Raw genomic sequence first — 24,104 nt, forward strand, 5'->3', positions numbered from 1 at the left:
TTCACGGCCTGGTGGCGGCCCTGATGGCGCGGGCAAACAGCCACTCCTGCCGGAAGACGGCTTCGGGGTTCTGCGCGCGGGTGTCGAGGCAGGTCAGGGCGCTCAGAAGCACGCTGTGGGAGACGGCCAGCACGTCGCCGTTCCGATCTCGGCGGACCTCGGCGAGGTACTCGGCGCAGCGGCTGGCACGGTCGTACAACTCGGCGAGGCTTTCGCCGTCTCCGCAGGCCAGAGAGGGGTGGGTGGCGCGTTGTGCACGCCAGGCGCGGTACTCGGCCGGGTACGTGTCGGGGGTGTGGCCGATCACCATGCTGGGGGCGTGCCATTCCGCGAGGAGCGGGGTCGTGTCGACGACGGGGATGCCGGTGAGCTGCGAGAGAAGGTGGGCGGTCTGGCTGGCGCGTAGGAGGGGGCTGGTGACGATGGCGGTGATCGCTGAGGGGAGGGGGAGGGCCCGGTGAACCTGGGTGCGGCCCTCGGCGGAGAGGGGCGCGTCGGGTGGGGCGTGGTGGCCAGGGCGGTGGTCTTCGTAGGCGGCGTGGCGCATGAGCCAGAGGTCAGCCAAGGATCCAGCCTCCGTCGACGCGCAGGGTCTGGCCGGTGATGAAGCCGGCGTCGGGGCTGGCGAGAAAGGCGACGGCGGCGGCCACGTCGGACGGTCGGCCGCGGCGCTGGACACACTGGCGGGCGAGCTGGCGGGTAGCCATGGCTTCCGGGTCGGGGACGACCGCGGCTTCGGCGGGAACGGCGATGGAGCCTGGGGCCACGCAGTTGGCGGTGATGTCGACGGGGCCGAGTTCGCGGGCAAGAGCGCGAGTGAGTCCTTCGAGGCCAGCTTTGGCGCTGATGTAGGCGGACAGATCGTGGCGGCCGGCGGTGGCGAGGACAGAGCCGATGGTGATGACGCGGCCCCAGCCACGCGCGGCCATGCCGGGGGTCAGCTCCTGGGCGAGCAGGTAGTGGGCGGTGAGGTTGGTGGCCAGCATCTCGTCCCAGACGGCCGGGGTGGTCTCGGCCCAGCTTGTACGGGGGTAGGCGCCGGCGTTGCTGACGAGGATGTCGACGGGGCCTGGCCGGGCGTGGGCCTGGCGGCACAAGGCGCGTATCGCGTCGGGGTCGCGGAGGTCGGCCTCCAGCGGCCGGGCGGTACCGCCGTCTGCCGAGATCTCCTCGGCAAGGGCGTTGGCGGCGTCCCAGCAGTCGAGGTGTGCGAGGACGACCGCGGCTCCTTCGGCGGCCAGGCGGCGGGCGACGGCTGTGCCGAGCCCGCCTGCCGCCCCGGTGACGAGTGCGGTGCGGCCTTTCAGCGAGCCGGGCATTGTGCCTCCTCGATGAAGAAGTACGTGGTGGGGTCGAAGGACGGGCTCATTGCCTCGGCGAGGCGGGCCAGGACGAGCAGTCGGTCGGAAGGTGCGAGGTCGGCCAGGTTGTAGACGGCAAGGATGCGCACGGCCAGGTAGGGGCGAAGGAGTTCGCCGAGGTCGGCATCCGGCCAGAGCTTGTCGGCGAGGGGCCGTACGAGGCGGCACCAGTACGCCGACGCGGCGGCCCGTCGGGGTGCCGAGAGGCGTGGTGTGTAGTCGATGTGGACGGTGCGGGCCGAGTGGTTGACCCGCGCCCCCTCCAGGCGAGGTCTGTTGGCGTCCACCTGAGAGAAGGTGGCCGGGTGGTCGGTGAAGGCCGCCGGGTTGTACGTGGGAACGAGCCAGCCGCCGAGGGCGGTGACGTACCAGAGGAAGTTGGCGAACTCGCCCAGAATGCTGTTGAGGCCGGCGGTGTCGTAGTCGAGCCAGGCCAGGGGATGGGCGAGGTTCACGTCGGTGGGGTCGCCCTGGGTGAGCGCGGCCCAGACGGGTTGGTCTCGCGTGAAATGGGTGCGCAGCTGTCGCAACACAGCTGTCCAGCCGAGCATGAGAGGTCGGCCGTTGGCCACGACGACGTACTCGGCGAGGCGGCTGACCGGCAGATCGATGATGCCTTCGGCCACGGGGAAGTCGGCGTCGGCGTAGTACATGTCGAGGCGCCCGCCGGGGGCGGCGCGGTCCCAGTACAGCTTGCGGACGACCTGCGCGGACGGCACCTCCTTCGCCGTCTCCAGAATGGCGTCGCGGTAGGCGCTGGTGAGTTCGTCCATGTACCGCAGGATTTCGGCCGCGGTTGCCTTCCCGTTGAGCAGATCGAGCAGCAGCCCGTGGTCGGGACCGCCGGGCAGCCGCTCGTACGCCAGCAGGTAGCCGCCCGGGACTCGTAGGTGGGCGTGAAGTGCAGGCACGCGGTAGTGCTCGCGCAGGCGGGCATGGCCGCGTATCTCCTGGCGGGCTTCGTCGCGATTCCGCGTGTACTTCACCAGCAGCGGACGGCCGCACCAGTCGACCGGCACGAGGAGGTTGCGGGTGGCGCGGCGAAGGGGGCCGATGCGCCAACGGCGGTGCGCGGTCACCGGTCGGCTCCGGTGAGGAGATCTCCGCAAACCCGCGCCAGAGCGGCCGGGGTGATGACGTCCAGGCCGACGTCTGTGGTCGGCGCGATCCGATCCCGCACCGGGCACAGGTCGCCTTGGTGCATGCGCTCGGAGAACGGTGTCGCGAGCGCATGGTGGTGGGGCAGACCGGTCCGCCACTTGCTGTGGGAATGGCGGGCATACAGGCCGATGACGGCCGGGCCGCCGCCCTCTGCGGTGCGGCTGAGGGCGGCGAGGTGGGTCAGCCCGGTGTCGTTGCCCATGACGAGGTCGCAATACGGGAAGACGTCGGCCAACTCGTCGGCAGGAACACCGTCGAGGTGGAGCGCCCTCACCCCGGGCCCGGCCTGCGCCGCGGCGATGCGTACGCATCCGTCCGTGCTGCCGCCGACCAGCAGCAGGCGCACCTGGGCCTGGCCGCCGTCGGCGAGTTTGACGGCGACCTCCGTGAACCGCTGTGCGGTGTAGTCCTTGCGCTCCGGCCAACTCGTCGCCGTGATCGCGGCCAGCGTGAGGCCGTTGAACCAGCCCGCCGAGTGGAGCTGCTGTGCGAGACGGTTGGGCGTCGTGCAGAGAACGGGGGCGAACGGGGCATCCGCCGTCAGGCGTATTCCGAGACGGCGTTCGACGGCGAGGTAGTAGCGGGCCGGCATGTCGGGAAGGGCCTGTCCGCCAGTGGCCCAGCACGGTGGCGCGGCAGGGTCGCAGACGACGCTCGCATACGCCTCGGTCTGGTGCCGTGCGACGGATTCGGGGTCTCCGATGACGGCGTACCTGCCGTGCGGGGGCTGTGTCAGCGGGCCCGTGACCAGGCCGCTCCGGGCGATCAGCGCCGCGTACGGCCCCTCTGCGTGGAACGGCCGGGACGCGTGCGGCCGTGACTGGTCGAACCAGTCGCGTACCGCGCGCACGGTCGCCAGCGCCAGAAGTGAGTCACCGAGCTTTCCCCCGAAGGAGACCAGGACCTCGTCGCACTCAGCGAGGCGGTCGGCGAGTTCGGCCGAAGCGGGCATTGGAAGGGGCGTACCCGGCGCGAGGCGCTGCCGGTCGTAGCCGAGCGGGGTCGTATGTACCGCGTCCTCGTCGAAGACCTCGGCTCCCGGGCAGAAGCGCACGCCGTTCGTCACCGGCGCGGTCACCGCGTGGGCTCCAAGCTCGTCAACGCCACCAGCGGCATGTCCAGGCCGGCGAGCAGTTCCCGGGCGCCCTGGGTGACGTCCTCCACGAGGCAGGCGGCGGCGAGCGGCTGGGCCCCGGCCTCGCGCAGGCGGCGTGTCAGGTCCGCGAGGGTCCGGCCCGTGGTGACCTCGTCGTCCACCAGGACCATGCGCTGGCCGGGCGCGATCCCGTACGCGAAGACGTCGGTGCGCATCGCGTGCGGCTCGCTGAAGCGCACTGCCCCCGCAAGGGGCAGCTGGAGCTTCCAGGCGATCTTGTACGGCAGTGCGGCGGCCGAGGCGAGCGAGACGGTGGGGAGGATGCCGCCTGCGTCCAGGCCGAGCAGGAAGTCCACGGCATCCAGCGTGGTCGGGACTTCGGCCAGGACGCGGTTCCAGAGCCGGGCTCCGGCAGCGGCGAGCGTGTCGGGGTGGACCGCGTCCTCCAGCCCGTCGAGCGAGTGGATGACGCGCTCGCGGCGGCTTGCAGGGCCGACGCCGAGGCGTTCGACGACGCGGGCCGAGAACGGGGGGACGGCGAGGGTTTCGGGCATGGCGAAGCTCCCGGTGAGAGGTTTCGAGTCGTTGGAAAAGGTGGTGGTCAGGCGGCGAGCTGGGCCGCGTACCACTCCAGGAGGGCGTCGATCGCCGGCAGAGTTCGTGCCAGGGCCTGGCCGCGTGTGCCCTCGCGCCAGGCGGAGACGGTCTCTACCAGCGTCGGAACGGGCACGACGGGCAGACCGGGCAGGCGGGTGGCGGCGGCCAGGATCTGGTCCGGTCCGGCTTCCCAGACGCCGTGCTCGCGCAGCAGGAGCCGGCTGGCGAGCACCAGGTGCCGGTAGAGCGGCCGCAGAAGGTCCGGGGTGGCGGTCGCGCGCAGCCTGCGCAGCGTCAGCATCACCTGCGGCAGCTCGTGCACCGCGGCCAGAGCGAGGGCGTCGGTCGTGATGTGCGGCAGCTCCAACTGCGGATCCGCGTACAGAACCGGTCCGTCGGACTGGAGCTGGTGCAGGACGAAGGCGACACGCGGTGTGAGCCGGCCGGCGAACAGCTCGTGCGGCGTCGCCAGGGTCAGTCCGACTGTTGCCGCGCCGTCCAGGTCCCGCTGGTAGGCGCGCAGCGCCTCCGCGACGGGTGCTGCTCCCGTGTGGTCGGCGACGACCAGGAGGTCGAGATCGGACCAGCCGGCCATCCAGGTTCCCTGCCCGGGACTGCCGGTGAGAGCGACCAGCTGCACGGCGGGTGCATGCGAACGCAGGCTGTCGACGAGGTCGGAGGTGGCTGCTGCCACGGGCTCCGGAAGACCGAGCCCGTACGGACTTCTCGTGCGCGGTCTCGCCGGGACGGGCGGTGTGACGATCTTGCGCAGTCGGGCGCGGAGTTCGACGATGCTGCCCGAGTTGTCGATGAGGTGGTCCGCGAGGGCCGCCACCTGGTGGGCGCCGCGGCTCATCTTGACCTCGTCCTTCGCGGCGACGGCGTGTGCCGCCATCCCGGACCGCCCCACCCGGACGGCGAAGGGGGCGTCCAGGTAGACGGTCTGGAGCCGGACGCCCATGAGCTTCTTCAGCTCGGCGATCGATGCCTCGTCGTGAACGGATTCGATGGTGACGAGCCGGATGTCGACGTGGGCGTCGGCAAAGCGGTTCAGCTCGTCCAGGAGCAGTTCCGCCTGCCGGCGCGGCGAGAGGGCGTACGGGTCGGCCAGGCCGTGGCGTGCCGCTGACTGCCGCAGCAGATAGCCGATCTTGAAACGCTGCGCCCCGCAGACTCGGCGGACGAACTCCGCACTGGTGCTCTTGCCGCATTCGCTGAGGCCGCCGAAGGCGATGACCTGGGCGAGGCGGGGGCTGGGGGTGACTTCGGAGGACGCCACATCGTCCGCGCCGTACAGCTTGTAGCGCGCGGGAGCCGGAAGGCGGCGTGCGCCGGCGATCACGTCGGCGGTGAGGGAGTCGAGCGCCGCGTGCAGGTCCTCACGCTGCCGATGCAATGCCGGCACACGGCGCTTGGCCAGGTCGTCACGGTCCGTGGCCTGCTCGCTGTGCCAGATGCGCAGCGTCAGTACGGAAAGGCGGTCGAGAACGGAGGCAAGGGTCTCCGTGTGCAGAGGCGTCTCGGCCGGTGCGGCTCCGGTGAGGACGCCCAGAACCTCGTCGGCGCGCTCGGCGAGGACGTTGCGCTCGGCGTTGAGCTGGTCGATCTCTCGCTTGAAGTCCGCGACTCGGTCGGCCGACAGACCGACCGTGCGTACCCGGTCCTCGGTCTGCCACAGGCGGGAGTTCACCGCGTGGAGACGGGCGAGGGCGTCGTCGAGGCGGCGCAGCTCCTTGTCGGGCAGGCCGGCGGCAGCGCGGGCGAAGCCGGGCGGAAGGAGTAACGGGGGCGGGCCCCCGGTGATGGCGGCAGTCATGCGTCGTCATCGTCCTTTCGTGGGTGAAGGAAGGGAAAGCCGAGGCCCGTGACGATCTGCCGATGGACTTCGACCAGGTCGTGGCCCTCGCAGTCCACGACCAGGCTGTAGACGCTCTGCTCCGCCTGGTGGCACAGGACCGCGTGCAAATGCCTCTGGTAGTCGGGGTAGACCCCCGTCCACGAGCCGGTCTCGCGAACGCTGGTGATCGCGTAACTGCGGTCCGCGTCGAGGGAGGGCAGCAGCAGGACCGAGGTCTCCCTCGGGGTGAGGAAAGACGCAGCGATCTGTCGTACGGTCCGGAGGGCCTCATCGGCGGAGAGGCCGTCCTTGACGATGCTGGTCGCCGCCGCCACCGCGGTGAGCATCGGCAGGCCGCGGTCGAGCAACCCCGTGCAGGAAGGCCTCCGCGCTGCGGCGCGCTTGAGGTGGCTGCCGAGCAGCATGGTGGTCAGCTCCACGGTCGTCGACTTCTCGAACCACCAACTCGCGTAGTCCTCTGCGGCGGCACGCTCCCAGGGCTCCGGGTCGTGCTCGTGGACGGCGCCGAGCAGCTGGAAGCCGTCCCAGCGGGCTGCGAGCCGCTGCAACTGGGTTGTCTTTCCGGCGTTGTCGGGCCCGTTGATGCTGACGAATTCAGGTAGGGCCGCCACGTCCTGTCACGCCTTCCGGACGGGCACGTCGAGGATGGAGACGATCGCCTCGATGTTGTCGGCGACGAATTCCGCCAGCTCGGGCGGCATGAGGTCGAGCTCGCTGACAGCCTCGGCGGTGAAGGGCACCCGGACGATGTCGTAGGAGCCGCGCTCCGGCTTGGAGAACTCGGCGCCCGTGCGCATGTTCAGGTCCATCCCGGCCAGGCGCGCCGCAAAGATGTGCTGAACGCCGATACCGCCCTCCAGACGGTCCGTGATCAGATGGATCAGCTCGGCCCTCTCCAGCGTGCCGCCCAGCTCCTCGAAGATCTCTCGGTGCAGCGCGGCCTCGATGCTGTCGTCGTCCTTCTCGACGCCGCCGCCGACGGTCACCCAGTACGGGTCCCGTCCGGGCTTGGTGCGCTTGATGAGCACCAACTCGTCCCCGTCGAGCAGAACGGCGCGGGCATTGCGCTTGACGATCTCGGGCATGCGGAGAACTCCTCGCTGTGGATGGGGCTTTCGAGGCCGACCGGCGCCGACCGCTGGAACAGCATGCTGCACACCGGTGACCGGAAGTGACGTACGGATGCCGCACAAACGCTGTACCGCTGCCGAACACGACTCGTTACGCTGGGTATTTCGCCGTGCGGGAGGGGACTGAGCGGCCATGGTCGCGGTGCAGACATGGACGGGACGGGAGACACGGCTGCTTCGTGCGGCCATGCGGATGAGCATTCGGGACTTCGCTGCGCATCTGGGGGTCAGCGATCGCGTCATCTCCAAGTGGGAGGCGGGTGGGGAGGGCTACACACCGCGCCCCGACTCGCAGGCGCTGCTCGACACCGCTCTGGCGCGGTCTTCGGACGAGGCCCAGGAACGATTCGCCGAAGCGCTGGGCACGCCGCCGGTCGTTGCATCCGAGGCGGCGCACATCTGCGTCGACTCCCACAAGTTCCTCCCCGTTTTCGTCGGGACGGAGCAGGCGCGATGCCTTCGGCAGGGAATGAACACAGCCTCGCAGGCCAGCTGGCTGGAGTCGTCCTGGGCTCGTGTGGATCACCCGGACGAAGGCACCGTCTGTACCCTGCACGCCTTCGCCTGTGGCGTCGTCGTTTTCCACCTCGTCCAGCAGCAGACACCGCAGTCGCTGACCGAACTGGCCGTGTGGCGGTACCGCTCCTACGCCTCCGACCTGCCCTGGGCCGGTTCCGTGACGCGCGACCTGCTGAACACCGGTCCCGGCGAGCAGCCGGACCCCGAGTACGTCCTCTCCCTGTACTGGGTGACGTCGGGCCCGTGGGCCCCCGGCCCGGAGTTCGATACCGCGCTGCGGCTGCTGTCCACACCTTCGGTGCTGGTCGACCGCGGCACGCCCAGCGGGTCCGAGGCGCTGCACCCGTCTGTCGAGCAGTCCTTGATGGCCACGGGATTCGACCACCCCGACATCGTCTCTTTCGGCATACGCGGTGTCTCCACGGGTTACGCGGGTTGGTCCGGCGTCGCCTACGCGGCTCACTCGCAGGAGCGCAGCCTCACGATCGACGAACTCGTCGCCTGCGAACTCACCGTCCAGGCACTGTGGTGCTTCTCCCGCCAGGTCCAGCAGCTTGTGGAGGACGGCCAGGACCCCTCGACCCACGACGACTTCGGCTGGCGCTTCCTGAGGGCTGCCTCCTCCCGTCTCACCACCGCCCGAGCGCGGGAGACCGCGCAGCATGTCCTCATGAGAGAGGCCATCATGAAGACGAGCGGGCTCGCGGAACGACTGCGCGCCGCGCAGGACGCTCTCCGGGACAGTGTGGGCTGACGACGGGAGAACAAGGCCATGGATGCCACGGATGCCGGGGTGAACATCGACGGCGCGGCCCTGATCGTTGTCGACGTGCAGAACGGCTTCAGCAACCACCACAGCCGGCACGTCGTCCCGGTGATCTCCGGCCTTGTGTCACAGTGGTCCGCCGCGGGCCGTCCGGTCGTCTTCACCCGTTATCGCAACTACCCCGGCAGCTCCTTCGAGCGGTTCTTCCGCTGGAGCCGGTTGCAGAGCCCACCGGAGACGGACATCGTCCCGGAGCTGACGGAGCAGGCTGCATCCGCCTTCGCCGTGCTCGACAAGGCCGGGTACTCCCTGTTCACCGACGAGGCGGTCGCCCTCCTCGCCGAGACGGACTGGACCGATCTCGTCTTCTGCGGCATCGCGACCGAGAGCTGTGTCCTGAAGTCTGCGGCGGACGCCTTCGAGCGCGGCTACGCACCCTGGGTCCTCGTCGATTCCTCCGCCAGCGACGCAGGCCTCCCGGTCCACGACGCCGGCCTCACCGTGGCCCGCCGCCTCATCGGCCCGCGCCAACTGATCACCACCGACGACCTCTTGGCCCAACTCACCCCGAGGCTCGAAGCCCCGGTGCTGGAATAGCTCCATGACAGCGATCACGGACCTGGTCATCGTCGGTGGCGGCCCCGCGGGCTGCGCGGCAGCGGTGATGGCCGCGAGCGTCGGGATGCGGTCGATGCTGATCGAGCCGGAGGCTCTATGTGCCAAGATTCGGCACATTGCCGCCGTCAACAACGTTGTCGGCGGCCACACCAGTGGCCCGGAACTCGCCACTGCCATTGCGGAGGACGTTGCTCGGACGGAGCTGTGTGAGGTGGATCTCGGAGCGCGGGTGAACGAGGTCCGCGCCTACGACGACCGAGTCGCCGTCACCACGGACACCGGCCGTACCGTCAATGCCAGTTACGCGGTCGTCGCCACTGGAGTAGGCCCGATTCCCGTCTCCGCTGTTGCGTGGGTGACGGTGGCCTCCGACATCGACCTGCCCACCCTCTGGGGTGCGAAGGCCCCCGATGCCGCAACCCGCTCTGTGCTTGTGCTCGGCGCTGACCGGCCGTTGGGCACGTTCCTGCGCGCTCACCCGGCAGTCGACGTGGCGGTGACGGTCGCCTACCCGCCGGAGGACGACTACAAGGTCGACGAAGTGCGTGGCGATCCCCGGGTCACGCTGCTGCCGGTCGCCGACGCGTCGGTGAGTGAGGGCGGCGGTGGGGCGTTCATCGCCGAGTGGGTCGACCGTGCAGGTCGCTCCGGCTCCCGGACGGTCGACGCGGTGTACGCGAACCTGGGCAGCGCACCCGTGGCTCCGCCGGGTGACCTCGCGCCGGAGGCGTCCGGCTACTGCCCTCCCGACCGCCAGCACCCCCGCGTCCTGGTCGCCGGGGATCTGCGCTCCGCCCGCTTCCAGCGCATCATGGCCGCCACCGGCTCCGGCAGCGAAGCGGCCCTGCGGGCGTACTACGGCCTACGAGGCGTGCTGTCCATCAGCGACATGTAGCGGCGCCACCATTTGCAGTCACCTCTTCCGCCGTGTGACGGAGGTACCTGAGAGGGCGAGCCCGCGATCAGCCTTCTCCTGTCGGCTGTCGAGCTCAACCGAGAAGCCCCCTCCCAGCGGAACATCGTGCGCGCGAAAGCCGTCCGGGGCTGCCTTCCGTTCGATCCGACCTTCGAGCCGAGCAACTCGACACCGGCCTCGCCACACTGGTCGCATGACCGATCGCACGCTACGCCGAGTCGCGCTGATATCCGGCGGCAACCGGGGCCTCGGCCTCGCCATCGCCCGCCGCCTCGCCGAGCAAGGGCTCCACGTCGTCATTGGCACCCGGGACGAACTCTCCGGACGGGACGCGCTGGAGGCGTTGTCCAAGGAAGGCCTCGACGCCCGTTCGCATCAACTCGACGTCACCGACCCCGCGAGTGTCGCCCGCGCCGTGGCCGACGTCGCGAACAGCGCGGGAAGACTCGACGTCCTGGTGAACAACGCGGCCGTGGCGATCGACCGAGGCCAGCCCGCCGCCGGGCCGGACTTCGAAAGGGTCCGGGCGACGCTCGATGCCAACCTCGTCGGTGCCTGGCGACTCAGCGCGGCCGCCGTGCCCGAGATGCGCAAGAACGGCTACGGCCGCATCGTCAACATCACGAGCCATCTCGGCTCGCTGAGCAACATGGGCGCGGGGAACGTGTCCTACCGGGTCTCCAAGGCAGGCCTCAACGCCCTGACAGGCGTCATCGCCGCGGAGCTCGAAGGAAGCGGGATCCTGGTCAACGCCGTCTCGCCGGGGCGCATGGACACGAGGATGGCCTACGGGGAGACCGACCGCTCGGCCGACGACGGCGCCGACACACCGGTGTGGCTGGCCACCCTCCCGGACGACGGCCCCACCGGCGGCCTGTTTCACGAGCGCGAGCCGCTGCCGTGGTAGTCCACCCGGCTGCTCCGCGTCTCAGTCCAGTGAGAAGTCGGCCTGGCCGCCCTTGACGCCGGACACGAACGCGGCCCACTCCTGGCGGTTGAAGATCAGCGCCGGTCCGCCGGGAGCGGTCGACTGGCGTACGGCGACCCCTCCGTCCGGCAGCGGTTTGCTTTCGACGCAGCCACCGCCGTTCGGACCGCTCCACTCCTTGCGCCAACCGTCCTCAGCCGGTGCAGAGCCGGGGGGGCCGTGGAGCAGGATCACGATGTCGAAGTCGGAGGTTGCGGTCCGGCGGACCGTGAAAACGCTGCCGCCGAGGAAGGTGGCTCGGGCATCGGGGTGACCTCGGCCATGGCGCGGGCTGCGTGGGTCTGCTGCACGATCACCAGTGTTCCGGTGGCCGGCTGTGGGAGATGGCCGGCGTTGGTGATCACCTCCTTCGAGTCGGTGCCTGGCTTGGGAGGGGAAGCGCGGGGGCGGTAGGTGGAGGGGGCGGGCGCTGGCTTTGGCGCTGAGGTGCGGGCGTCGGGGCTGCGGGGAGGCCAGCCTCGTGGCGGAGGCGCCAGAGGAGGACGTCGGTCAGGGAGCCGGCCGTTGTGAGTTCGCGGTTGTCCACAGCCCTGTGGAGGAGAGCGACGGGGTCGTGGCCGGTCTGGGCGGCTTCGGTGAGGGTGGCCGCCAGGGCTGGCCAGTTGGGTTCGGCCTGGATGCGGGCCGCTTCGTTGGGCAGCACCGTTTGGACGGTTGCCGCCGCCTGGTGGCGGGCGGGGGCTGGGAGCGTCTGGCCCGTGGCGCGCAGTGTGGTGAGGGGCGCGGTGGCTGCTGCCCCGTAGGCCGTACGGAGGTGGGTGGCCGTCTCGTGGGCGGCTGCTGCTTGTTGGGCGTGGCCGCGGGCGGCGTGCCAGTGGGCTGCCATCACGGCGGCCGTGATCAGGACGCCCACGAGCATGGCCGTTGCCGCGCCGTCTTCGCCCTTGCCGAGGGCCGGGCCGGACTGGATGAGGTCGCGGGCCGCCTTGCGTAGGGCCTGGTTGTGGGTGTTCGCCGCCTGGATGTGGGAGCGCGTGGCTCGTTCGAAGGTGCGAGCTGCCGCTTGGAGTTCGGTGCGAGTGTGGGCCGCGCTCGTCTGGGCGAGGGCGTCGAGGACTTCGCCGATGCCGGTGAGCTGGTCGGCTGCGGATCCGTCGCTGTCCTGGGCCAGGATACGGAGGGCGTCTGCTGTGGCTGTGGTTCCGGTACGGCGGGCGCGGGCTGGGTCGGTGATTCCTGCGACGGAGGCGTTATCGCTGGCGGCCAGGCGTTCGCGGATGCGGGGGAGGGACAGGTCGGGGGCGAGCTTCGAGCCGGAGAACCAGATGGGCTTGCCGTCGCGGTTGCGGTCGCCGGGGAGCGCGACTGTGAAGCCCGTGACGTTGCCGGAAGGGGCCACGCGCTTGGTGGTCCGTACGCCCTGCGCGGTGAGGCGGTGGAAGAACTCCTCCTCCGTCGTCGCTCCTGCCAGGGCGCGGCGGACGGCGTCGCGGAGCTGGTCGCGGGCGGGACGGTCGAGGCCGCGGCGGTCGGCCTTGTGGCGTTCTGCGCTGGTGGCGCGCTTTGCCGCGGTGCCGTCGCCCGGGTGGAGTTCGCGCAGGCCGTAGTCCTTCTCGATGGCTCGGGCCTCGGTCTGGACGGCGCGCTTGTCGAAGTTGCGGCGGGCGGTGCGGCCGTCCTCGCGGACTAGGGTGGCGGCGATGTGGATGTGGTCGGGCGCGTGGCGTACGGCGACCCAGCGGCAGGCCTTCGCGTCGCCTTCGGGCGCGATGCCGGCGGCGTGCACAATGCGGCGGGCGACGGTGGCCCACTCGGCGTCGGTCAGCGGGCGGTCGTCGACGGCGGTACGGACGGAGCAGTGCCAGATCGTCGTCTTCGGGCGCTGCTCGTGGGGGAGGGACTTGACCGGGAGGTCGAGCTGGCGGGCGAGCTTCGTGATGGCCTCGCGGACGGCGGTGGGGCCGGGGTCGGGCGCGAAGCCGTTCCAGGAGGCGACCATGTGCTGGTCGGTGTGCTCGTTGGCCTTGCCGGGGCCGTAGAGGTACGTGAGCAGGCCGTACGTGCCGCCCGTGCCTGTCGTGATCTTCGGGATCACCGGTTCGCTACTTCCCCGCCATGTCGGCTGCCGTGGTGTCGACGGCGTCGAGGGCGTCGCGGACTAGTGCGAGGGCGCGTTGAGCCTGAATGTGGAGGAGGTCGGGGGCGGTGAGGTGCGGGAGGAGCTGGGCGAGGTTGTTGCCGACGGCGGCGAGCTGGCGGTTGGCGTTCATCAGCTCTTCGAGCTGGCGGCGCGTGTCCGCGATGGCCGCCCGCGGGTTCGGGGTGCGTGCGGCCAGCAGTGCGGCAGCTGCGGCGTACCCGCCGGGCTTGAGGCCGCAGGCGCTCGCCGCGGTGGTGAGGTCGGCCCATTCGCTGTCGCTGAAACAGGGGTGGGTGCGGTTCCGGCGGGCGGTCTGAGATCGCTGTCGGTGGTGGTGGGTGATGTCGGCGGCTGGCCTCAGGGGGTGGGACGACTGTTTCGTTGCGGCCGTGGGGAGGGTGGTTACGGCCGAGGTGACGCGGGCGACGGCGAGGGCGACGCGTTCGAGGAGGCGGACGGCCGGTTCGGGGTTCGGGGAGCCGCCGGAATTGACGAAGTGGGCCAGGGAGTTGAGCTTGCCGCCGATCGCGTGGAGGGCGGTGTTGGCCTCCATGAGGGCTTCGAGGCGGCGGCGTTCGTCGCCGAGGCTGGTGCGCCGGTCGGCGCGGGAGTAGGCGACGGCTGCGGCGCTCGTGAAGCCGCCGGGCGTGAGTCGGCAGGCCCTGGCTGCCGCGGTGATCTCCGTCCATTCGTCGTCGCTGAAGCAGGGGTCGACGCGGTGGCGGCGCGGTACGGCGAGGCGTCGGCGGTGGTGCGCGATGGCTTCGGTGGAGTTGAAGGTCGAGGGGGCGGTGGGGTGCGGGGTGGGCGCGGTGTCGTCGTAGGTCCTGCTCGGCACCCCTGGGCCGAGAGCCGACGCCGCCCGCTTCGGGAGGGCGGCGTCGGGCGGGTCCGCCACCCCTGGGGCGGGCGCCTTCCCGGGATGACTCATCCCGGGACAACTTGCTCCGCCAGGAGCAGGGGTAGTAGTCGGCTCCTGGTGGCGACAGCGGGAGATTTCCGCAGGTGGGCAGACACGTCGGCTCGATTCGGCAAGCTGCGATGCAGCGTTGGGCAGGCAGCCCTGTCAGTGGCCGGGGCTACGGTGCGGGGTGTGTGGGCCGGACGGAGATCGTGAGGGACTCGCGGCCATAGGGGGTGGGTGGGAAGGTCCCCGGCAGCCAGCTCGGGACTGGATTGGGTATCCGTGACCCCACCCCCTTTCACTACCTCGGGGCCGATGCTGGGTCAGTCGGTTGGTGGGTGCGGCCGGGCTGCTTGGTCTTTCCGCAGGCCGGCGACCGCTTGGGCGACTCGGTCGTTGCCGGCCGAGAGACCGGCGGCCTGGATCGCCTCGCGAGCCTCGGCCCGGCTCACCTGGGCCGAATCGGGGTACGCGGTCGCGATGACGGTCGCCAGTTCGTCGATGCTGGCGTCGGCTCGTCGTCCGGGGCGTCCGGTGCCGGTCCGGGTGCGTGGACGGCTCGGCGCAGTACGGCGGGTGGGCGCCGCTTTCCGGCCGGAGGTTTCGGCCGGTGCCTTCCCGCTAGGCGCGGGCGAAGTGGCCGCCGGAAGCTGCTCCGTAACGGCCGGACCCGGGCTCGGGGTTCCAGTCGAAGCGGATTCCGGCGAGGGAGCGTGCCGCGTGACCAGGATGTGGAGGTGCGTGGCGCCGCCGAGGGCCAGCGGGGCGATCGTGGAGAGCACCCCGACGGGGGCGTTGCCCAGGACCAGGGTGTGGGTGCCGGGGGAGTTCAGGCGGATGGCGTGCAGGGCGTTGGCCCACAGGCTGGCGGTGCTCGCGGCGGCGAAGAGCGTCCAGGCGTAGCGGCGGGCGCTTGGCGGTGCGTCGCGCAGGAGGAGGATCGCGCGGACGCCGTAGCCGATGAAGCCGTCGATGATGATCGGGAAGAGGTAGGCGAGGACGGGCCGTACGTGGGCGGCCAGGGCGACCTGGCGCAGGGCATCGAAGGACAGCGTGCACGCGGAGCCGCCCAGCAGCAGGATCGCGAGGCTGTCGAGCGGTCGGGCGCGGCGCCGTCGGGTGCGCTCGGGTATCGGGGCGGAGGGCGTTGGCGACACGGACGTGGGCATGCGGGACTCCAGGCATGGCGGTGGGCGGCGCAGCGCGCGCGTCGGCGCGGGCAGGCGGCAGCGCCCGGCGGTTCGGGGGAGAGGCGCGCGTCAGGGCAGGGACGGGCGCGGGGCGGCGTCGGCCGCGAAGGAGGAGGTCAGGCTCTTGCGCCGGTCAGCGTGCCGGGACGGCTGGTGAGGGCGGCGCGGACCAGGGCTCGGCCCCGGGCGGTGGTGCGGGCGCGCTCGTCTACGGCGTCGGGCGGTGGGGCGTCCGCTGCGGCGCAGGTGCGGCAGGTGCCCTCGTACGGGATAGGGCGCGCGCAGCCGGCGCACTCGTGAGAGCGGGGCTTCGGCGGCGCGGTGGTCGGCTCTGGTGCCGGGGGCAGCTTGCGGGTGAGGCGGTCGCGCAGGAAGGCCGACGCGCTGTGGACCCGTTCGGGCAGGCCGCTGAGCAGGGCCGGGGAGAGGTCACGCGGGCCGAGGCCGCGCTCCAGCCAGGGCGTCACCAGGGGTGCGAGCGTCATGGCCTCTGCCGCGCCGAGGCGCAGGCGCGGCTCTGCTGCGGTCATGCGGTGGAGGAGAGCAGCCGCTTCGGTGCTCGTCGCGTTCGGCGGCTCGGCCTGGGCGAGGGGCGTGGACGGGATTTCCCGCCGCCCTCCCCGACCCGCGCCGGGTACGACGCCGGTCGGTGTCCGCTGCGCGGGGAGGGTGGGTTCTTTCCCACGGTCCTTTACGGGGTGGGCGCCACGGTCGGCGGTGGCCGGTCGACCGGAGCCCGGACGTACGGCCCCCGGTCCCACCTGCGGGGTGTCGTACACGTGGGTCTCGCTGGCGAAGGTGCCGTCCGGGCGGCGTACCCGTTCGACGCGGTAGTAGCCGAAGGCGGTCAGCTCGCGCAGGGCCTTTGCCACCGCGAGGCGGCCCTGGGGGCTGGTGTCGGCCATGTGGCGGCCGTCCTCGCGCCAGCCGTCGGGGCGGGAGAGGAGGTCGGCGAGCAGGCCGCGGGCGGTGTAGGACAGCCGCCGATCTTGTAGCAGCGTGTTGGGCAGGACCGTGAAGCCGCGCGCGTGGCGGATACGATGGATCTGCATGAGGAGGTACCACTCCTTGTGCCGGACCCCGGAGCGTTGGCGCGCTGCCGGGGTCACCCTATTAAGTTCACTGGTGACAGAACGTACCACGCGGTTCGCCCAAGATCGACTGCTCTTGGGCGTCTTGTTGCCCGGCGGAACGTTCCTCCCGTGAGCGAGGAAGACGCCGCGGGTCTGAAGCGTGCGCATGGCGTCCTCCCTCGGTGGGTGGCCGGGGCTCGGCCCGGCGGTGGGAGCGGCACGGTACACCCTTTTCCCGGACTGGTCTCAGCTGCCAGATCCGTGCATTGTCGTGGGCCCTGATGCACGTTCACGACCTGGTCGGTCAATCCGTGGTGAAGGGGGCGTATCCGATCGGGACCTGGGTGACCTGGAGGTCTGAGAAGACCAGGGTGAGGCTGTGCGCGTTGGTCTCCAGGCGTACCTCGTGGAAGTCGATGCCAACGGCCTGCCTCCAGCGACGGGTCGTCTCCGACTCGGGAAGGATCGTGGCACCCGGGTAGAGGCCGTGCCACTTCACGCCCCAGACATATCCGTCGAGGTCGACGCCTGTCTCGTGGTCGATGAGGCGCTCGTCCAGCGAGATCCGCCAGACGTCGGGCCGCACCGTGGTCTCACACCGGGCCTCGACGCAGTACCTGAAGAGGTATCGGAGGTGGGTCGGCTCGATGCCTGTGCTGGGATCCGCTGTCGCGTAAACGATCACCTCGTAGTCGCGCAAGTAGCTGGTGTAGCCGTGGTGCACGACGGCGGTGTCGAAGGCGTCGTCCAGCCGCTGTTCGAGCAGTACGGGATCCATGTCGCTGTTCTACTGCACGCGATCCCCTCCGCCAGGGGCGTGTCCGGGTTTTCGTGCTACCGTCCCGCGACGACCGCCCGACCAGGGCGAACTCGTACGCGAATCCGCTTCCGCACGGCCGTGACCGCGAGGTACAACAGCACCTCCGCCAACCGACCGCCCGTGCACGTAGCGCCGAGAAGGGAGGGCTCATGCGCTCGTCGGTCCCGTCGCGCCCGGCCCTCAATCGGCGTTCCAGAACGCTGGTCTGACCCGACTCAGTCGATGCCTCTCGGGTTCGGGGCGTCTTCGTCCGACCATCCCCTGACTGCTGACGGCACACGCCCGCGCCGTCATGAGGTTTGCCATGCCTCCTCCCCCTCCTGACGACCTGCCCGCGCTCTACCGGCCCGCCCAGATCGCCGACGTCCTCGGCTGCTCCGAGTGGTGGGTCAAGGAGCAGGCCCGACGTCGCCGGATTCCGTTCACCCGGCTCGGCGGTAGCTACCGCTTCACCGCCGAACACCTGGCCGAAATCATCCGCATCTTCGAGGAACGGCCGCTTGCCCCGCCCGACGCCGGCACCCTGCCCTCCGCCCGGGCGCCGTACCGACCGGCCCGCGCCGCGCCGGTTGCGGCCGAGCCCCGGCTCAACGCCCGGCCGCCGCGGCGACGGCGGGCACCCGCAGGACCCCAGACCACCACACCGGAAGGAGCCAGACATGGGATACGGCGAGAAGCGCGGCGACTACTGGCGCGCTCGATACAAGGTCGCGCCCGGCAAGTACCGTACCCTCGCCGACGGCAACGGCGAGCTGCTGCGCTTCCGAACCAAGCGGGCTGCCGAGCAAGCCGCCAACGAGGAAGAGGCGAAGGTACGCGGTGGGCGGTGGCATGACCCGGCCGCCGCGCGGATCACCTTCGGGGAGTACGCCAACCGGTGGTACGCCGCACAGGACCTGGCCCTCTCCACCATGCAGAACTACCGGCGGCACATCGAGGAGCACCTGCTGCCGTACTTCAACGACCTGGAGGTCGGCGAGATCAACCGGCACCACGTCGAACAGTGGGAGCGGCGGGAGCGGGGGCGGGGATACGCGGCCGCCACCCTGAAGACCTGGCGCAGCACCCTGCATCTGATCCTCGGGGACGCCGTGGACGACGGGCTGCGCGAGACGAACCCCGCCGCCAGGCGCCGAGGGCGCGGCAAGCGCGCCGGGCGTTCGCGCAACCGCGGGCCGGAGAAGGTGATCACCGACGCGCTCGGCATCGTGCTCATCGCCGAGCGCGCCGCGCTGCTCACCGGGCGGGACGACGAGTTCGTCGCCCTCGTCACCAAGGGCTACACCGGCATCCGGTGGGGCGAACTCATGGGTCTGGAGACGCAGTTCATCCGGCCCGGCTCCCTCCGCGTCGAGTGGCAGCTCTACGAGCTGGACGGGGGCGAGTTCCACCGGTGCCCGCCCAAGGACGACTCCTACCGGACCATCGACACCCCCGACTTCCTGACGGGGCTGCTCTCCCGGCACGTCGCTGCCAAGCGGCCCGAGCCCTGCGGCTGCCACGGGCTGCGGTACGCCTTCAACGGCTACAGCGCCGCCAACGGCGCCGAACGTCGGCCCGGCGCGAAGATCGTTGACGTGGCCCGCAAGGCCGGGGTCTCGGCCGGGACCGTCTCCAACGTCCTCAACTGGCCCGACAGCGTTTCGGAGGACAGGCGGGCGCGAGTGGAGGCCGCCATCACCGAGCTCGGGTACGTCCGCAACGCCAGCTCAGGGGAACTCGCGCCCCACTGGCGGCGCAGCGGCTTCGCCTCGTGGCTCTTCTATCCGGCCACCACGGGTGCCTACCCGACCCGAGCCCCCTACGACGCCCACCCCGTCCCCCTCCTCGCCGAGCCCTGGCCCGGCATCCCCGCCCGCGGCAGGGGCGCCGCCAACCGGGCACAAGCCTGCTGGGTCCCGATCGCCCCGGGCCTGACGCCGCACGGCCTCCGGCACACCCACCGGACGATCATGGAGGAGGCCGGCACCCCGCCCAAGCTCATGGACGAACGGCTCGGCCACGAGGACGGTTCCGTCCAGGCCCGCTACTCCCACGTCACCCCGCGCATGCGCGCCCGGCTCCTGGACGCGCTCACCGAGCAGTGGGAGGACGCGCTCCAAGCCCGTCGCGAGATGTGCCCCCGCTCACCCGTAGCGGCGCTCGACGCGCTCCTCAGAGCGAGGGAAAGACCAGGCCAGAGGGCGGAAGAAGAGAGCCCCCGACCAAGATCTTCTCCCAATTTTCTCCCAAGGCCCCCCGGAAACGCCGTGAGGGGCGGTCTCCCTCAACGGAAGACCGCCCCTCACCTGCGTGTTCACCAGTCGGGGTGGCGGGATTTGAACCCACGGCCTCTTCGTCCCGAACGAAGCGCGCTACCAAGCTGCGCCACACCCCGGTGCAACGGGGTTAACTTTAGCGGACGCGGGGCTGAGGGCGAAATCCGGTTTCCGGGGTGGGGGTCAGGGTCAGGAGGGTGGCCTCGGGGGGGCAGGCGAAGCGGAGGGGGGTGTAGCGGTTGGTGCCGCAGCCTGCGGAGACGTGGAGGTAGGAGGTGGAGCCGGTCGCGGTGTGGGTGGAGAGGCCCTTGACGCGGTCGGTGTCGAGGTCGCAGTTGGTGACCAGGGCGCCGTAGAAGGGGATGCAGAGCTGGCCGCCGTGGGTGTGGCCGGCCAGGATGAGGGGGTAGCGGTCGGCCGTGAAGGCGTCCAGGACGCGCAGGTAGGGGGCGTGGACCAGGGCGAGGGTGAAGTCGTCGGACGGGTCGGGGCCGCCGGCCACCGCGGAGTAGCGGTCGCGCTTGATGTGCGGGTCGTCCAGGCCGGTCAGGCCCAGGACGGGGCCGTTGTCGAGCTTGACCTGGCCGCGGCTGTTGCTCAGGCCCACCCAGCCCGCGGCGTCGAAGGCGTCGCGCAGGTCGCCCCAGGGGTTGCGGATCACGCCGTGCGCGCTGTGGCTCTTGCCGTTGAGGCCGTGCTGGCCGCGGGCCTTCTCGACGAGGTAGCGCCCGGGGTTGCGGAACTTCGGGCCGTAGTAGTCGTTCGAGCCGAAGACGTACGTGCCCGGGAAGCGCATCAGCGGGCCCAGCGCGTCCAGCACCTCGGGGACGGCGGTCGGGTCCGAGAGGTTGTCGCCGGTGTTCACGACCAGGTCGGGGCGCAGGCCCGCGAGGGACTGGAGCCAGCGGGCCTTCTTGCGCTGGCCGGACACCATGTGGATGTCGGACACCTGGAGGATGCGGATCGGCCGCATCCCCCGCGGGAGCACCGGGACCTCCACCCGGCGCAGCCGGTAGGACCTCGCTTCGAATCCCGCCGCATAGGCCAGGCAGGCCGCGCCTGCCGCCGTCACACCCAGGGGTACTCCGTATCGCGCGCGCATGCCTCCATCGTGTCAGAGTCGCCGTGACTCTTAATACGGGGCGGTGCCCGTCCCGGGGTGCGAAAATCGACGGCATGACCACGACCCTCAAGCAGCGGCTCAAGGACGACCTCACCTCGGCGATCAAGGGCCGGGACGAGCTGCGTTCCGCGACTCTCCGGCTCACCCTCACCGCCATCACCAAGGAGGAGGTCGCCGGCACCACCGCCCGGGAGCTGTCCGACGACGAGGTCCTGACGGTGATCGGCCGCGAGGCGAAGAAGCGGCGGGAGGCCGCGGAGGCGTTCGAGCAGGGCGGCCGCGCGGAGTCCGCGCAGCGCGAGCGGGACGAGGGCGAGGTGCTCGCCGCGTATCTGCCGCAGCAGCTCACGGACGAGGAGATCGCCGCCATCGTGCGGGACGCCATCGCCGAGACCGGCGCGCAGGGACCGAAGGGCATGGGCGCCGTGATGAAGGTTGTCAACCCGAAGGTCGCCAAGCGCGCGGAGGGCGGCCGTGTCGCCGCCGAGGTCAAGCGCCAGCTGGCCGCCGGCTGAGCCCCACCCCGTACGCAGAGCAAAGGTAAGGGGCGCCCCCCATGGGAGGGCGCCCCTTACCTGTGGCTCACCGACCCGCCGTTACGGGCCCTTCCCGCCGCGGCCGTTTCCGCCGCCGCCCTTGTTGTCGCCGCCCCCGCCGTTGAACGGCGGGAAGCTGAAGTCCGGAGGAGTCGGCACGCCGCCGCCGTTGGTCGGGGGCTGCTGGTTCTGGCCCTGGCCGGGGGCGTTGTTGCGGGGGACCGAGCCGGGCAGCTGCACCGTGATGAAGTGCTCGTTGTCCGTGCCGTCCAGGGCGCCGGACATCGCGTCCTTCCAGATCGGCGCGGGGCCGGTCGCGCCCTCGACCTTCGTGAAGGTCTCCGGGCCGATCTTGACCTTTATGCCGCCGTGGCCGTGGCCGTCGCCGCCGTTCTCCGTGGCGCCGTACTGCATCGACAGGCGCTTGCCGCCGGGGCCCGCGCCGAACGGATCGCCCAGCCAGACCGCGGAGGCGAGCTGCGGGGTGTAGCCGGCGAACCAGGCGTCCCTGCGGTCGTCGGTCGTACCGGTCTTGCCGGCCGTGTCGCGGCCCGGCAGGTCGGCCTTTGAACCCGTACCGTCGTCGACGACGCCCTTGAGCATGCTGTTGATCGTGTCCGCGGTGTTCTGCGACATCGCGCGGCTGCACAGGCTCTTCGGCACCTGCATCGCCTTGCCGTCCGGACCCTTGACCGCCTTGATCACGATCGGGGTGCAGTAGACGCCCCGGTTGGCGAAGGCGGCGTAGGCGGCGGCGACGGACAGCGGCGAGACCTCGTTGGTGCCCAGGGTCAGCGAGGCGCCCTGGACCATGGCCCTGCCGTCGGCCCGGACGATGCCGAGCTTGCCCGCCATGGTGACGACCGGGCACAGGCCGACGTCTGCTTCCAGCGCCACGAAGTAGGTGTTGATCGAGTGCTTGAGCGCGTCGGGCATCGAGTACGGCCCGACCTCGCTCGTGCTCTCGTTCTGCGTGCCCTCGTTGGGCCCGGCGTGGATGGTCTCGCCCGAGCAGTTGGTGACGTCCGGGTAGCGGTCCATGTGGTAGGGCGACTCGTACGCCTGGTCGGGCTTGAACCCGGCCTCCAGGGCCGCGGCGGCGGTTATCGGCTTGAAGGTCGAGCCCTGCTGGAAGCCGACGCTGCTGCCCATGGCCTTGTCGACCGAGAGGTTGATCTGCGTCTGGTTCTTGCCGAAGCCGTACGGCTTGCTCTGGCCCATGGCGACGACCTCGCCCGTGCCGGGGCGCACCATCGTGTCCGCGGCGACGAACTTGTCGCTCTGGTAGACGTGCTCGCTCAGGCCCTTGAGCAGCGACTTCTGCGCCTTGGGGTCGAGCGTCGTGGTGATCGTCAGACCGCCGGTGTCCCACGCCTTCTGCCGGTCGGCCTTGGTCTTGCCGAAGGCGGCGTTCGTCAGGAACGTGTTGCGCACGTAGTCGCAGAAGAAGCCGGCCCCGTTGACGGCGGTGATGCAGCCGTTCTTCGAGCCCTTGTAGTTCAGACCCAGCGGCTGCTTCTGCGCGGCGGCCGCCTGCGCCGGGGTGATGTCGCCGAGCTGGCCCATCCGCATGAGCACCGTGTTGCGCCGGGCGAGGGCGGCGTCCGGGCTGGTGACCGGGTCGTAGCGGCTGGGCGACTGCACCATGCCGGCCAGCATCGCGGCCTGGGGCAGGGTGAGCTTGCTCGCGGAGGTGCTGAAGTAGCGCTGCGAGGCGGCCTCGATGCCGTAGGCCTGCTCGCCGAAGAAGGTGATGTTGAGGTAGTTCTCCAGGATCTTCTTCTTGCCGAGCTCCTTCTCGACCTGGATCGCGTACTTCATCTCCTTGATCTTGCGCCCGATCGTCTGCTGGGTGGCCTGGGCGACCTTGTCGGGGTCGTCGCCGGCCTCCTCCACGAAGACGTTCTTGACGTACTGCTGCGTCAAGGTGGACGCGCCCTGGGTGCCGCCGTCGGAGGCGTTGTTGCTGAGGGCGCGCAGGATGCCCTTCAGGTCGAGGGCGCCGTGCTCGTAGTAGCGCGCGTCCTCGATGTCGACGATGGCGTTCAGGATGTTCGGGCTCATCTTCTCGATCGGGACGACCGTGCGGTCACGCGAGTAGACCGTGGCGATGAGGCCGCCGTTGCGGTCGAGGATCTTCGAGGCCTGGCTGAGCGGCGGGGCCTTCAGCTCACCCGGCAGGTCGTCGAAGCCCGAGGCGGTGCCCTTGGCGGACAGGCCTATCGCGCCGACCGCGGGCAGTGCGATGCCCGCCAGGACGGCGCCGGCCAGAACACTGACGCCGAGGAACTTGGCGGCCTGCTGGGCCGAGGACAGCCCCCCGCCAGAACGCTTGTGAGCCATGAAGGCAGCCTACGTGGCGAATCCCCGGACGTACGCCCAGGTGTTCGCCTAGTCTGTAACAGACAGGGTGCGAACGTCGGCGCGCCCGTGTCCACAGTCCGCCTTCGTCATCACTCGTGTGGGTGATGGCTGTTGGCGTGCGCGCGCATATGGCGCCCACATATGGCGTAGGGCGCCCCATATGCCCGACGCGCACCTGCGGTCACTCCGTTGGGTGATCTGCCGCGCACGCATAGTCCATTCGGGCCATGCAAGATTGGGCCTGAAAGGGCTGTTGCGCCGCGCCTACCTTCCGTAACGTCCTCATCTGGCAGCGGTGAATATGCCGCGTGCCGCCGTGGGGGAGCCTCGAATTCGGGAGAGGACGGCGCCAGCATGAGCAGCTGGGTTACCGACTGGAGCACGCAGGCGGCTTGCAGGACGACGGACCCGGACGAACTCTTCGTCCAGGGCGCGGCACAGAACCGGGCGAAGGCGGTGTGCACCGGATGCCCGGTACGCACCGAGTGCCTGGCGGACGCGCTCGACAACCGGGTCGAGTTCGGGGTGTGGGGGGGTATGACCGAGCGCGAGCGCCGGGCGCTGCTGCGCCGCCGCCCAACGGTCACATCCTGGCGCAGACTGCTGGAGACCGCGCGGACCGAGTACGAGCGCAGCACCGGCCTGCTGCCGCTCGGCGACGAGGACGACTACGCCGCGGCGGGCTGACCTCCCGTCTCCGGCTCAGTCCGGCTCCGCGCCTCCGGCAGCGCCCGGCTCCGCGTCCT

22 protein-coding genes, 1 tRNA gene and 2 pseudogenes are annotated in these 24,104 nt (G+C 70.8%); 8 read left to right on the forward strand and 17 right to left on the reverse strand.

What is annotated here, in order from left to right:
* Nucleotide 1: 1 nt before the first annotated feature.
* Genes ACH4PY_RS04555 through ACH4PY_RS04590 form a run of 8 tightly spaced genes read right to left on the reverse strand, consistent with a single transcriptional unit; the run spans nucleotide 2 to nucleotide 7,158 of the window.
* Entirely contained in the window at nucleotides 2-565 is a 564-nt protein-coding gene (locus ACH4PY_RS04555; protein ID WP_398175800.1) for a histidine phosphatase family protein, read from the reverse strand.
* Nucleotides 558-1,319 carry an SDR family NAD(P)-dependent oxidoreductase gene (locus tag ACH4PY_RS04560; protein ID WP_398175802.1) on the reverse strand — a complete coding sequence of 254 codons (762 nt, stop codon included), beginning with the start codon at nucleotides 1,317-1,319 and terminating at the stop codon, nucleotides 558-560. The genes ACH4PY_RS04555 and ACH4PY_RS04560 overlap by 8 nt, the downstream gene beginning before the upstream one ends.
* A complete protein-coding gene (locus tag ACH4PY_RS04565; protein ID WP_398175804.1) occupies nucleotides 1,304-2,440 on the reverse strand; it encodes a hypothetical protein in 1,137 nt (378 codons plus the stop codon). The genes ACH4PY_RS04560 and ACH4PY_RS04565 overlap by 16 nt, the downstream gene beginning before the upstream one ends.
* The gene (locus ACH4PY_RS04570; protein WP_398175806.1) at nucleotides 2,437-3,600 is read right to left on the reverse strand and encodes a glycosyltransferase family 9 protein; all 1,164 of its coding nucleotides are present in this window, start codon (nucleotides 3,598-3,600) and stop codon (nucleotides 2,437-2,439) included. Before ACH4PY_RS04570 ends, ACH4PY_RS04565 begins: the two co-directional genes overlap by 4 nt.
* On the reverse strand, nucleotides 3,597-4,172 hold the full coding sequence (locus ACH4PY_RS04575) for a phosphoribosyltransferase family protein (RefSeq protein ID WP_398175808.1): 576 nt from the start codon (nucleotides 4,170-4,172) through the stop codon (nucleotides 3,597-3,599). The genes ACH4PY_RS04570 and ACH4PY_RS04575 overlap by 4 nt, the downstream gene beginning before the upstream one ends.
* Nucleotides 4,173-4,219: 47 nt before the next feature.
* A complete protein-coding gene (locus tag ACH4PY_RS04580; RefSeq protein ID WP_398175810.1) occupies nucleotides 4,220-6,031 on the reverse strand; it encodes a DUF4254 domain-containing protein in 1,812 nt (603 codons plus the stop codon).
* A complete protein-coding gene (locus ACH4PY_RS04585) occupies nucleotides 6,028-6,684 on the reverse strand; it encodes a hypothetical protein (RefSeq protein ID WP_398175812.1) in 657 nt (218 codons plus the stop codon). Before ACH4PY_RS04585 ends, ACH4PY_RS04580 begins: the two co-directional genes overlap by 4 nt.
* 6 nt (nucleotides 6,685-6,690) lie before the next feature.
* The gene (locus ACH4PY_RS04590; protein WP_398175814.1) at nucleotides 6,691-7,158 is read right to left on the reverse strand and encodes an NUDIX domain-containing protein; all 468 of its coding nucleotides are present in this window, start codon (nucleotides 7,156-7,158) and stop codon (nucleotides 6,691-6,693) included.
* A gap of 238 nt (nucleotides 7,159-7,396) precedes the next feature.
* On the opposite strand from ACH4PY_RS04590, the gene ACH4PY_RS04595 reads away from it, so the two are divergent.
* The 4 genes from ACH4PY_RS04595 (at nucleotide 7,397) to ACH4PY_RS04610 (ending at nucleotide 10,929) form a co-directional block, all read left to right on the forward strand.
* Nucleotides 7,397-8,476, forward strand: a complete 1,080-nt coding sequence (locus ACH4PY_RS04595; protein WP_398175816.1) for a hypothetical protein — start codon at nucleotides 7,397-7,399, stop codon at nucleotides 8,474-8,476.
* 18 nt (nucleotides 8,477-8,494) lie between these two features.
* Nucleotides 8,495-9,085 (forward strand): isochorismatase family cysteine hydrolase, encoded by a 591-nt coding sequence (locus tag ACH4PY_RS04600; protein WP_398175818.1) that lies wholly within the window; start codon nucleotides 8,495-8,497, stop codon nucleotides 9,083-9,085.
* A gap of 4 nt (nucleotides 9,086-9,089) precedes the next feature.
* On the forward strand, nucleotides 9,090-10,001 hold the full coding sequence (locus ACH4PY_RS04605) for an FAD-dependent oxidoreductase (RefSeq protein WP_398175820.1): 912 nt from the start codon (nucleotides 9,090-9,092) through the stop codon (nucleotides 9,999-10,001).
* A 214-nt stretch (nucleotides 10,002-10,215) separates the two neighbouring features.
* Entirely contained in the window at nucleotides 10,216-10,929 is a 714-nt protein-coding gene (locus tag ACH4PY_RS04610; protein ID WP_398175822.1) for an SDR family NAD(P)-dependent oxidoreductase, read from the forward strand.
* Nucleotides 10,930-10,950: 21 nt separating this feature from the next.
* Here ACH4PY_RS04610 and ACH4PY_RS04615 read toward each other — a convergent pair whose 3' ends face one another.
* From ACH4PY_RS04615 to ACH4PY_RS04640, 6 genes are all read right to left on the reverse strand, one after another.
* Nucleotides 10,951-11,184, reverse strand: a complete 234-nt coding sequence (locus tag ACH4PY_RS04615; protein ID WP_398175824.1) for a DUF397 domain-containing protein — start codon at nucleotides 11,182-11,184, stop codon at nucleotides 10,951-10,953.
* A 166-nt stretch (nucleotides 11,185-11,350) separates the two neighbouring features.
* Nucleotides 11,351-13,045 (reverse strand): relaxase/mobilization nuclease domain-containing protein, encoded by a 1,695-nt coding sequence (locus ACH4PY_RS04620; RefSeq protein ID WP_398175826.1) that lies wholly within the window; start codon nucleotides 13,043-13,045, stop codon nucleotides 11,351-11,353.
* Nucleotides 13,046-13,052: 7 nt separating this feature from the next.
* Nucleotides 13,053-14,021 carry a hypothetical protein gene (locus ACH4PY_RS04625; RefSeq protein WP_398175828.1) on the reverse strand — a complete coding sequence of 323 codons (969 nt, stop codon included), beginning with the start codon at nucleotides 14,019-14,021 and terminating at the stop codon, nucleotides 13,053-13,055.
* A 296-nt stretch (nucleotides 14,022-14,317) separates the two neighbouring features.
* A complete protein-coding gene (locus tag ACH4PY_RS04630) occupies nucleotides 14,318-15,163 on the reverse strand; it encodes a DUF2637 domain-containing protein (RefSeq protein ID WP_398175830.1) in 846 nt (281 codons plus the stop codon).
* 137 nt (nucleotides 15,164-15,300) lie between these two features.
* Nucleotides 15,301-16,236, reverse strand: coding sequence for a hypothetical protein (locus tag ACH4PY_RS04635; RefSeq protein ID WP_398175832.1), 936 nt, complete (start codon nucleotides 16,234-16,236; stop codon nucleotides 15,301-15,303).
* Nucleotides 16,237-16,561: 325 nt separating this feature from the next.
* Entirely contained in the window at nucleotides 16,562-17,035 is a 474-nt protein-coding gene (locus tag ACH4PY_RS04640; RefSeq protein WP_398175834.1) for a hypothetical protein, read from the reverse strand.
* A 346-nt stretch (nucleotides 17,036-17,381) separates the two neighbouring features.
* On the opposite strand from ACH4PY_RS04640, the pseudogene ACH4PY_RS04645 reads away from it, so the two are divergent.
* Together ACH4PY_RS04645 and ACH4PY_RS04650 are read left to right on the forward strand one after the other, a co-directional pair.
* A pseudogene (locus ACH4PY_RS04645) lies at nucleotides 17,382-17,583 on the forward strand (helix-turn-helix domain-containing protein); the annotation flags it as partial.
* A 405-nt stretch (nucleotides 17,584-17,988) separates the two neighbouring features.
* A pseudogene (locus tag ACH4PY_RS04650) lies at nucleotides 17,989-19,110 on the forward strand (LacI family DNA-binding transcriptional regulator); the annotation flags it as partial.
* Nucleotides 19,111-19,380: 270 nt separating this feature from the next.
* Here the strand turns inward: ACH4PY_RS04650 and ACH4PY_RS04655 are convergent.
* A tRNA-Pro gene (locus ACH4PY_RS04655) sits at nucleotides 19,381-19,454 on the reverse strand.
* A gap of 17 nt (nucleotides 19,455-19,471) precedes the next feature.
* Nucleotides 19,472-20,437: a metallophosphoesterase gene (locus tag ACH4PY_RS04660; protein ID WP_398175836.1), complete on the reverse strand. Its 966-nt coding sequence runs from the start codon at nucleotides 20,435-20,437 to the stop codon at nucleotides 19,472-19,474.
* Nucleotides 20,438-20,511: 74 nt separating this feature from the next.
* Between ACH4PY_RS04660 and ACH4PY_RS04665 the strand changes: the two genes are divergently transcribed.
* Complete coding sequence (locus tag ACH4PY_RS04665; RefSeq protein ID WP_398175838.1) at nucleotides 20,512-20,973, forward strand: GatB/YqeY domain-containing protein; 462 nt, start codon at nucleotides 20,512-20,514, stop codon at nucleotides 20,971-20,973.
* An 81-nt stretch (nucleotides 20,974-21,054) separates the two neighbouring features.
* Here the strand turns inward: ACH4PY_RS04665 and ACH4PY_RS04670 are convergent, their stop codons facing one another.
* Complete coding sequence (locus tag ACH4PY_RS04670) at nucleotides 21,055-23,337, reverse strand: transglycosylase domain-containing protein (RefSeq protein ID WP_398175840.1); 2,283 nt, start codon at nucleotides 23,335-23,337, stop codon at nucleotides 21,055-21,057.
* Between the two features lie 375 nt (nucleotides 23,338-23,712).
* Between ACH4PY_RS04670 and ACH4PY_RS04675 the strand changes: the two genes are divergently transcribed.
* Nucleotides 23,713-24,045: a WhiB family transcriptional regulator gene (locus tag ACH4PY_RS04675; RefSeq protein WP_398175842.1), complete on the forward strand. Its 333-nt coding sequence runs from the start codon at nucleotides 23,713-23,715 to the stop codon at nucleotides 24,043-24,045.
* Nucleotides 24,046-24,104 lie beyond the last annotated feature (59 nt).

This window comes from Streptomyces sp. NPDC021224, from assembly GCF_044332905.1.
Classification (GTDB): Bacteria; Actinomycetota; Actinomycetes; order Streptomycetales; family Streptomycetaceae; genus Actinacidiphila.

Bases quoted from the DNA above. Each gene is read 5' to 3' on its own strand.
- ACH4PY_RS04560 (WP_398175802.1), bottom strand. From the start codon at position 1,319: ATGCCCGGCTCGCTGAAAGGCCGCACCGCACTCGTCACCGGGGCGGCA.
- ACH4PY_RS04575 (WP_398175808.1), bottom strand. From the start codon at position 4,172: ATGCCCGAAACCCTCGCCGTCCCCCCGTTCTCGGCCCGCGTCGTCGAA.
- ACH4PY_RS04580 (WP_398175810.1), bottom strand. From the start codon at position 6,031: ATGACTGCCGCCATCACCGGGGGCCCGCCCCCGTTACTCCTTCCGCCC.
- ACH4PY_RS04590 (WP_398175814.1), bottom strand. From the start codon at position 7,158: ATGCCCGAGATCGTCAAGCGCAATGCCCGCGCCGTTCTGCTCGACGGG.
- ACH4PY_RS04595 (WP_398175816.1), top strand. From the start codon at position 7,397: ATGAGCATTCGGGACTTCGCTGCGCATCTGGGGGTCAGCGATCGCGTC.
- ACH4PY_RS04600 (WP_398175818.1), top strand. From the start codon at position 8,495: ATGGATGCCACGGATGCCGGGGTGAACATCGACGGCGCGGCCCTGATC.
- ACH4PY_RS04605 (WP_398175820.1), top strand. From the start codon at position 9,090: ATGACAGCGATCACGGACCTGGTCATCGTCGGTGGCGGCCCCGCGGGC.
- ACH4PY_RS04610 (WP_398175822.1), top strand. From the start codon at position 10,216: ATGACCGATCGCACGCTACGCCGAGTCGCGCTGATATCCGGCGGCAAC.
- ACH4PY_RS04625 (WP_398175828.1), bottom strand. From the start codon at position 14,021: ATGAGTCATCCCGGGAAGGCGCCCGCCCCAGGGGTGGCGGACCCGCCC.
- ACH4PY_RS04630 (WP_398175830.1), bottom strand. From the start codon at position 15,163: ATGCCCACGTCCGTGTCGCCAACGCCCTCCGCCCCGATACCCGAGCGC.
- ACH4PY_RS04635 (WP_398175832.1), bottom strand. From the start codon at position 16,236: ATGCAGATCCATCGTATCCGCCACGCGCGCGGCTTCACGGTCCTGCCC.
- ACH4PY_RS04640 (WP_398175834.1), bottom strand. From the start codon at position 17,035: ATGGATCCCGTACTGCTCGAACAGCGGCTGGACGACGCCTTCGACACC.
- ACH4PY_RS04660 (WP_398175836.1), bottom strand. From the start codon at position 20,437: ATGCGCGCGCGATACGGAGTACCCCTGGGTGTGACGGCGGCAGGCGCG.
- ACH4PY_RS04665 (WP_398175838.1), top strand. From the start codon at position 20,512: ATGACCACGACCCTCAAGCAGCGGCTCAAGGACGACCTCACCTCGGCG.
- ACH4PY_RS04670 (WP_398175840.1), bottom strand. From the start codon at position 23,337: ATGGCTCACAAGCGTTCTGGCGGGGGGCTGTCCTCGGCCCAGCAGGCC.
- ACH4PY_RS04675 (WP_398175842.1), top strand. From the start codon at position 23,713: ATGAGCAGCTGGGTTACCGACTGGAGCACGCAGGCGGCTTGCAGGACG.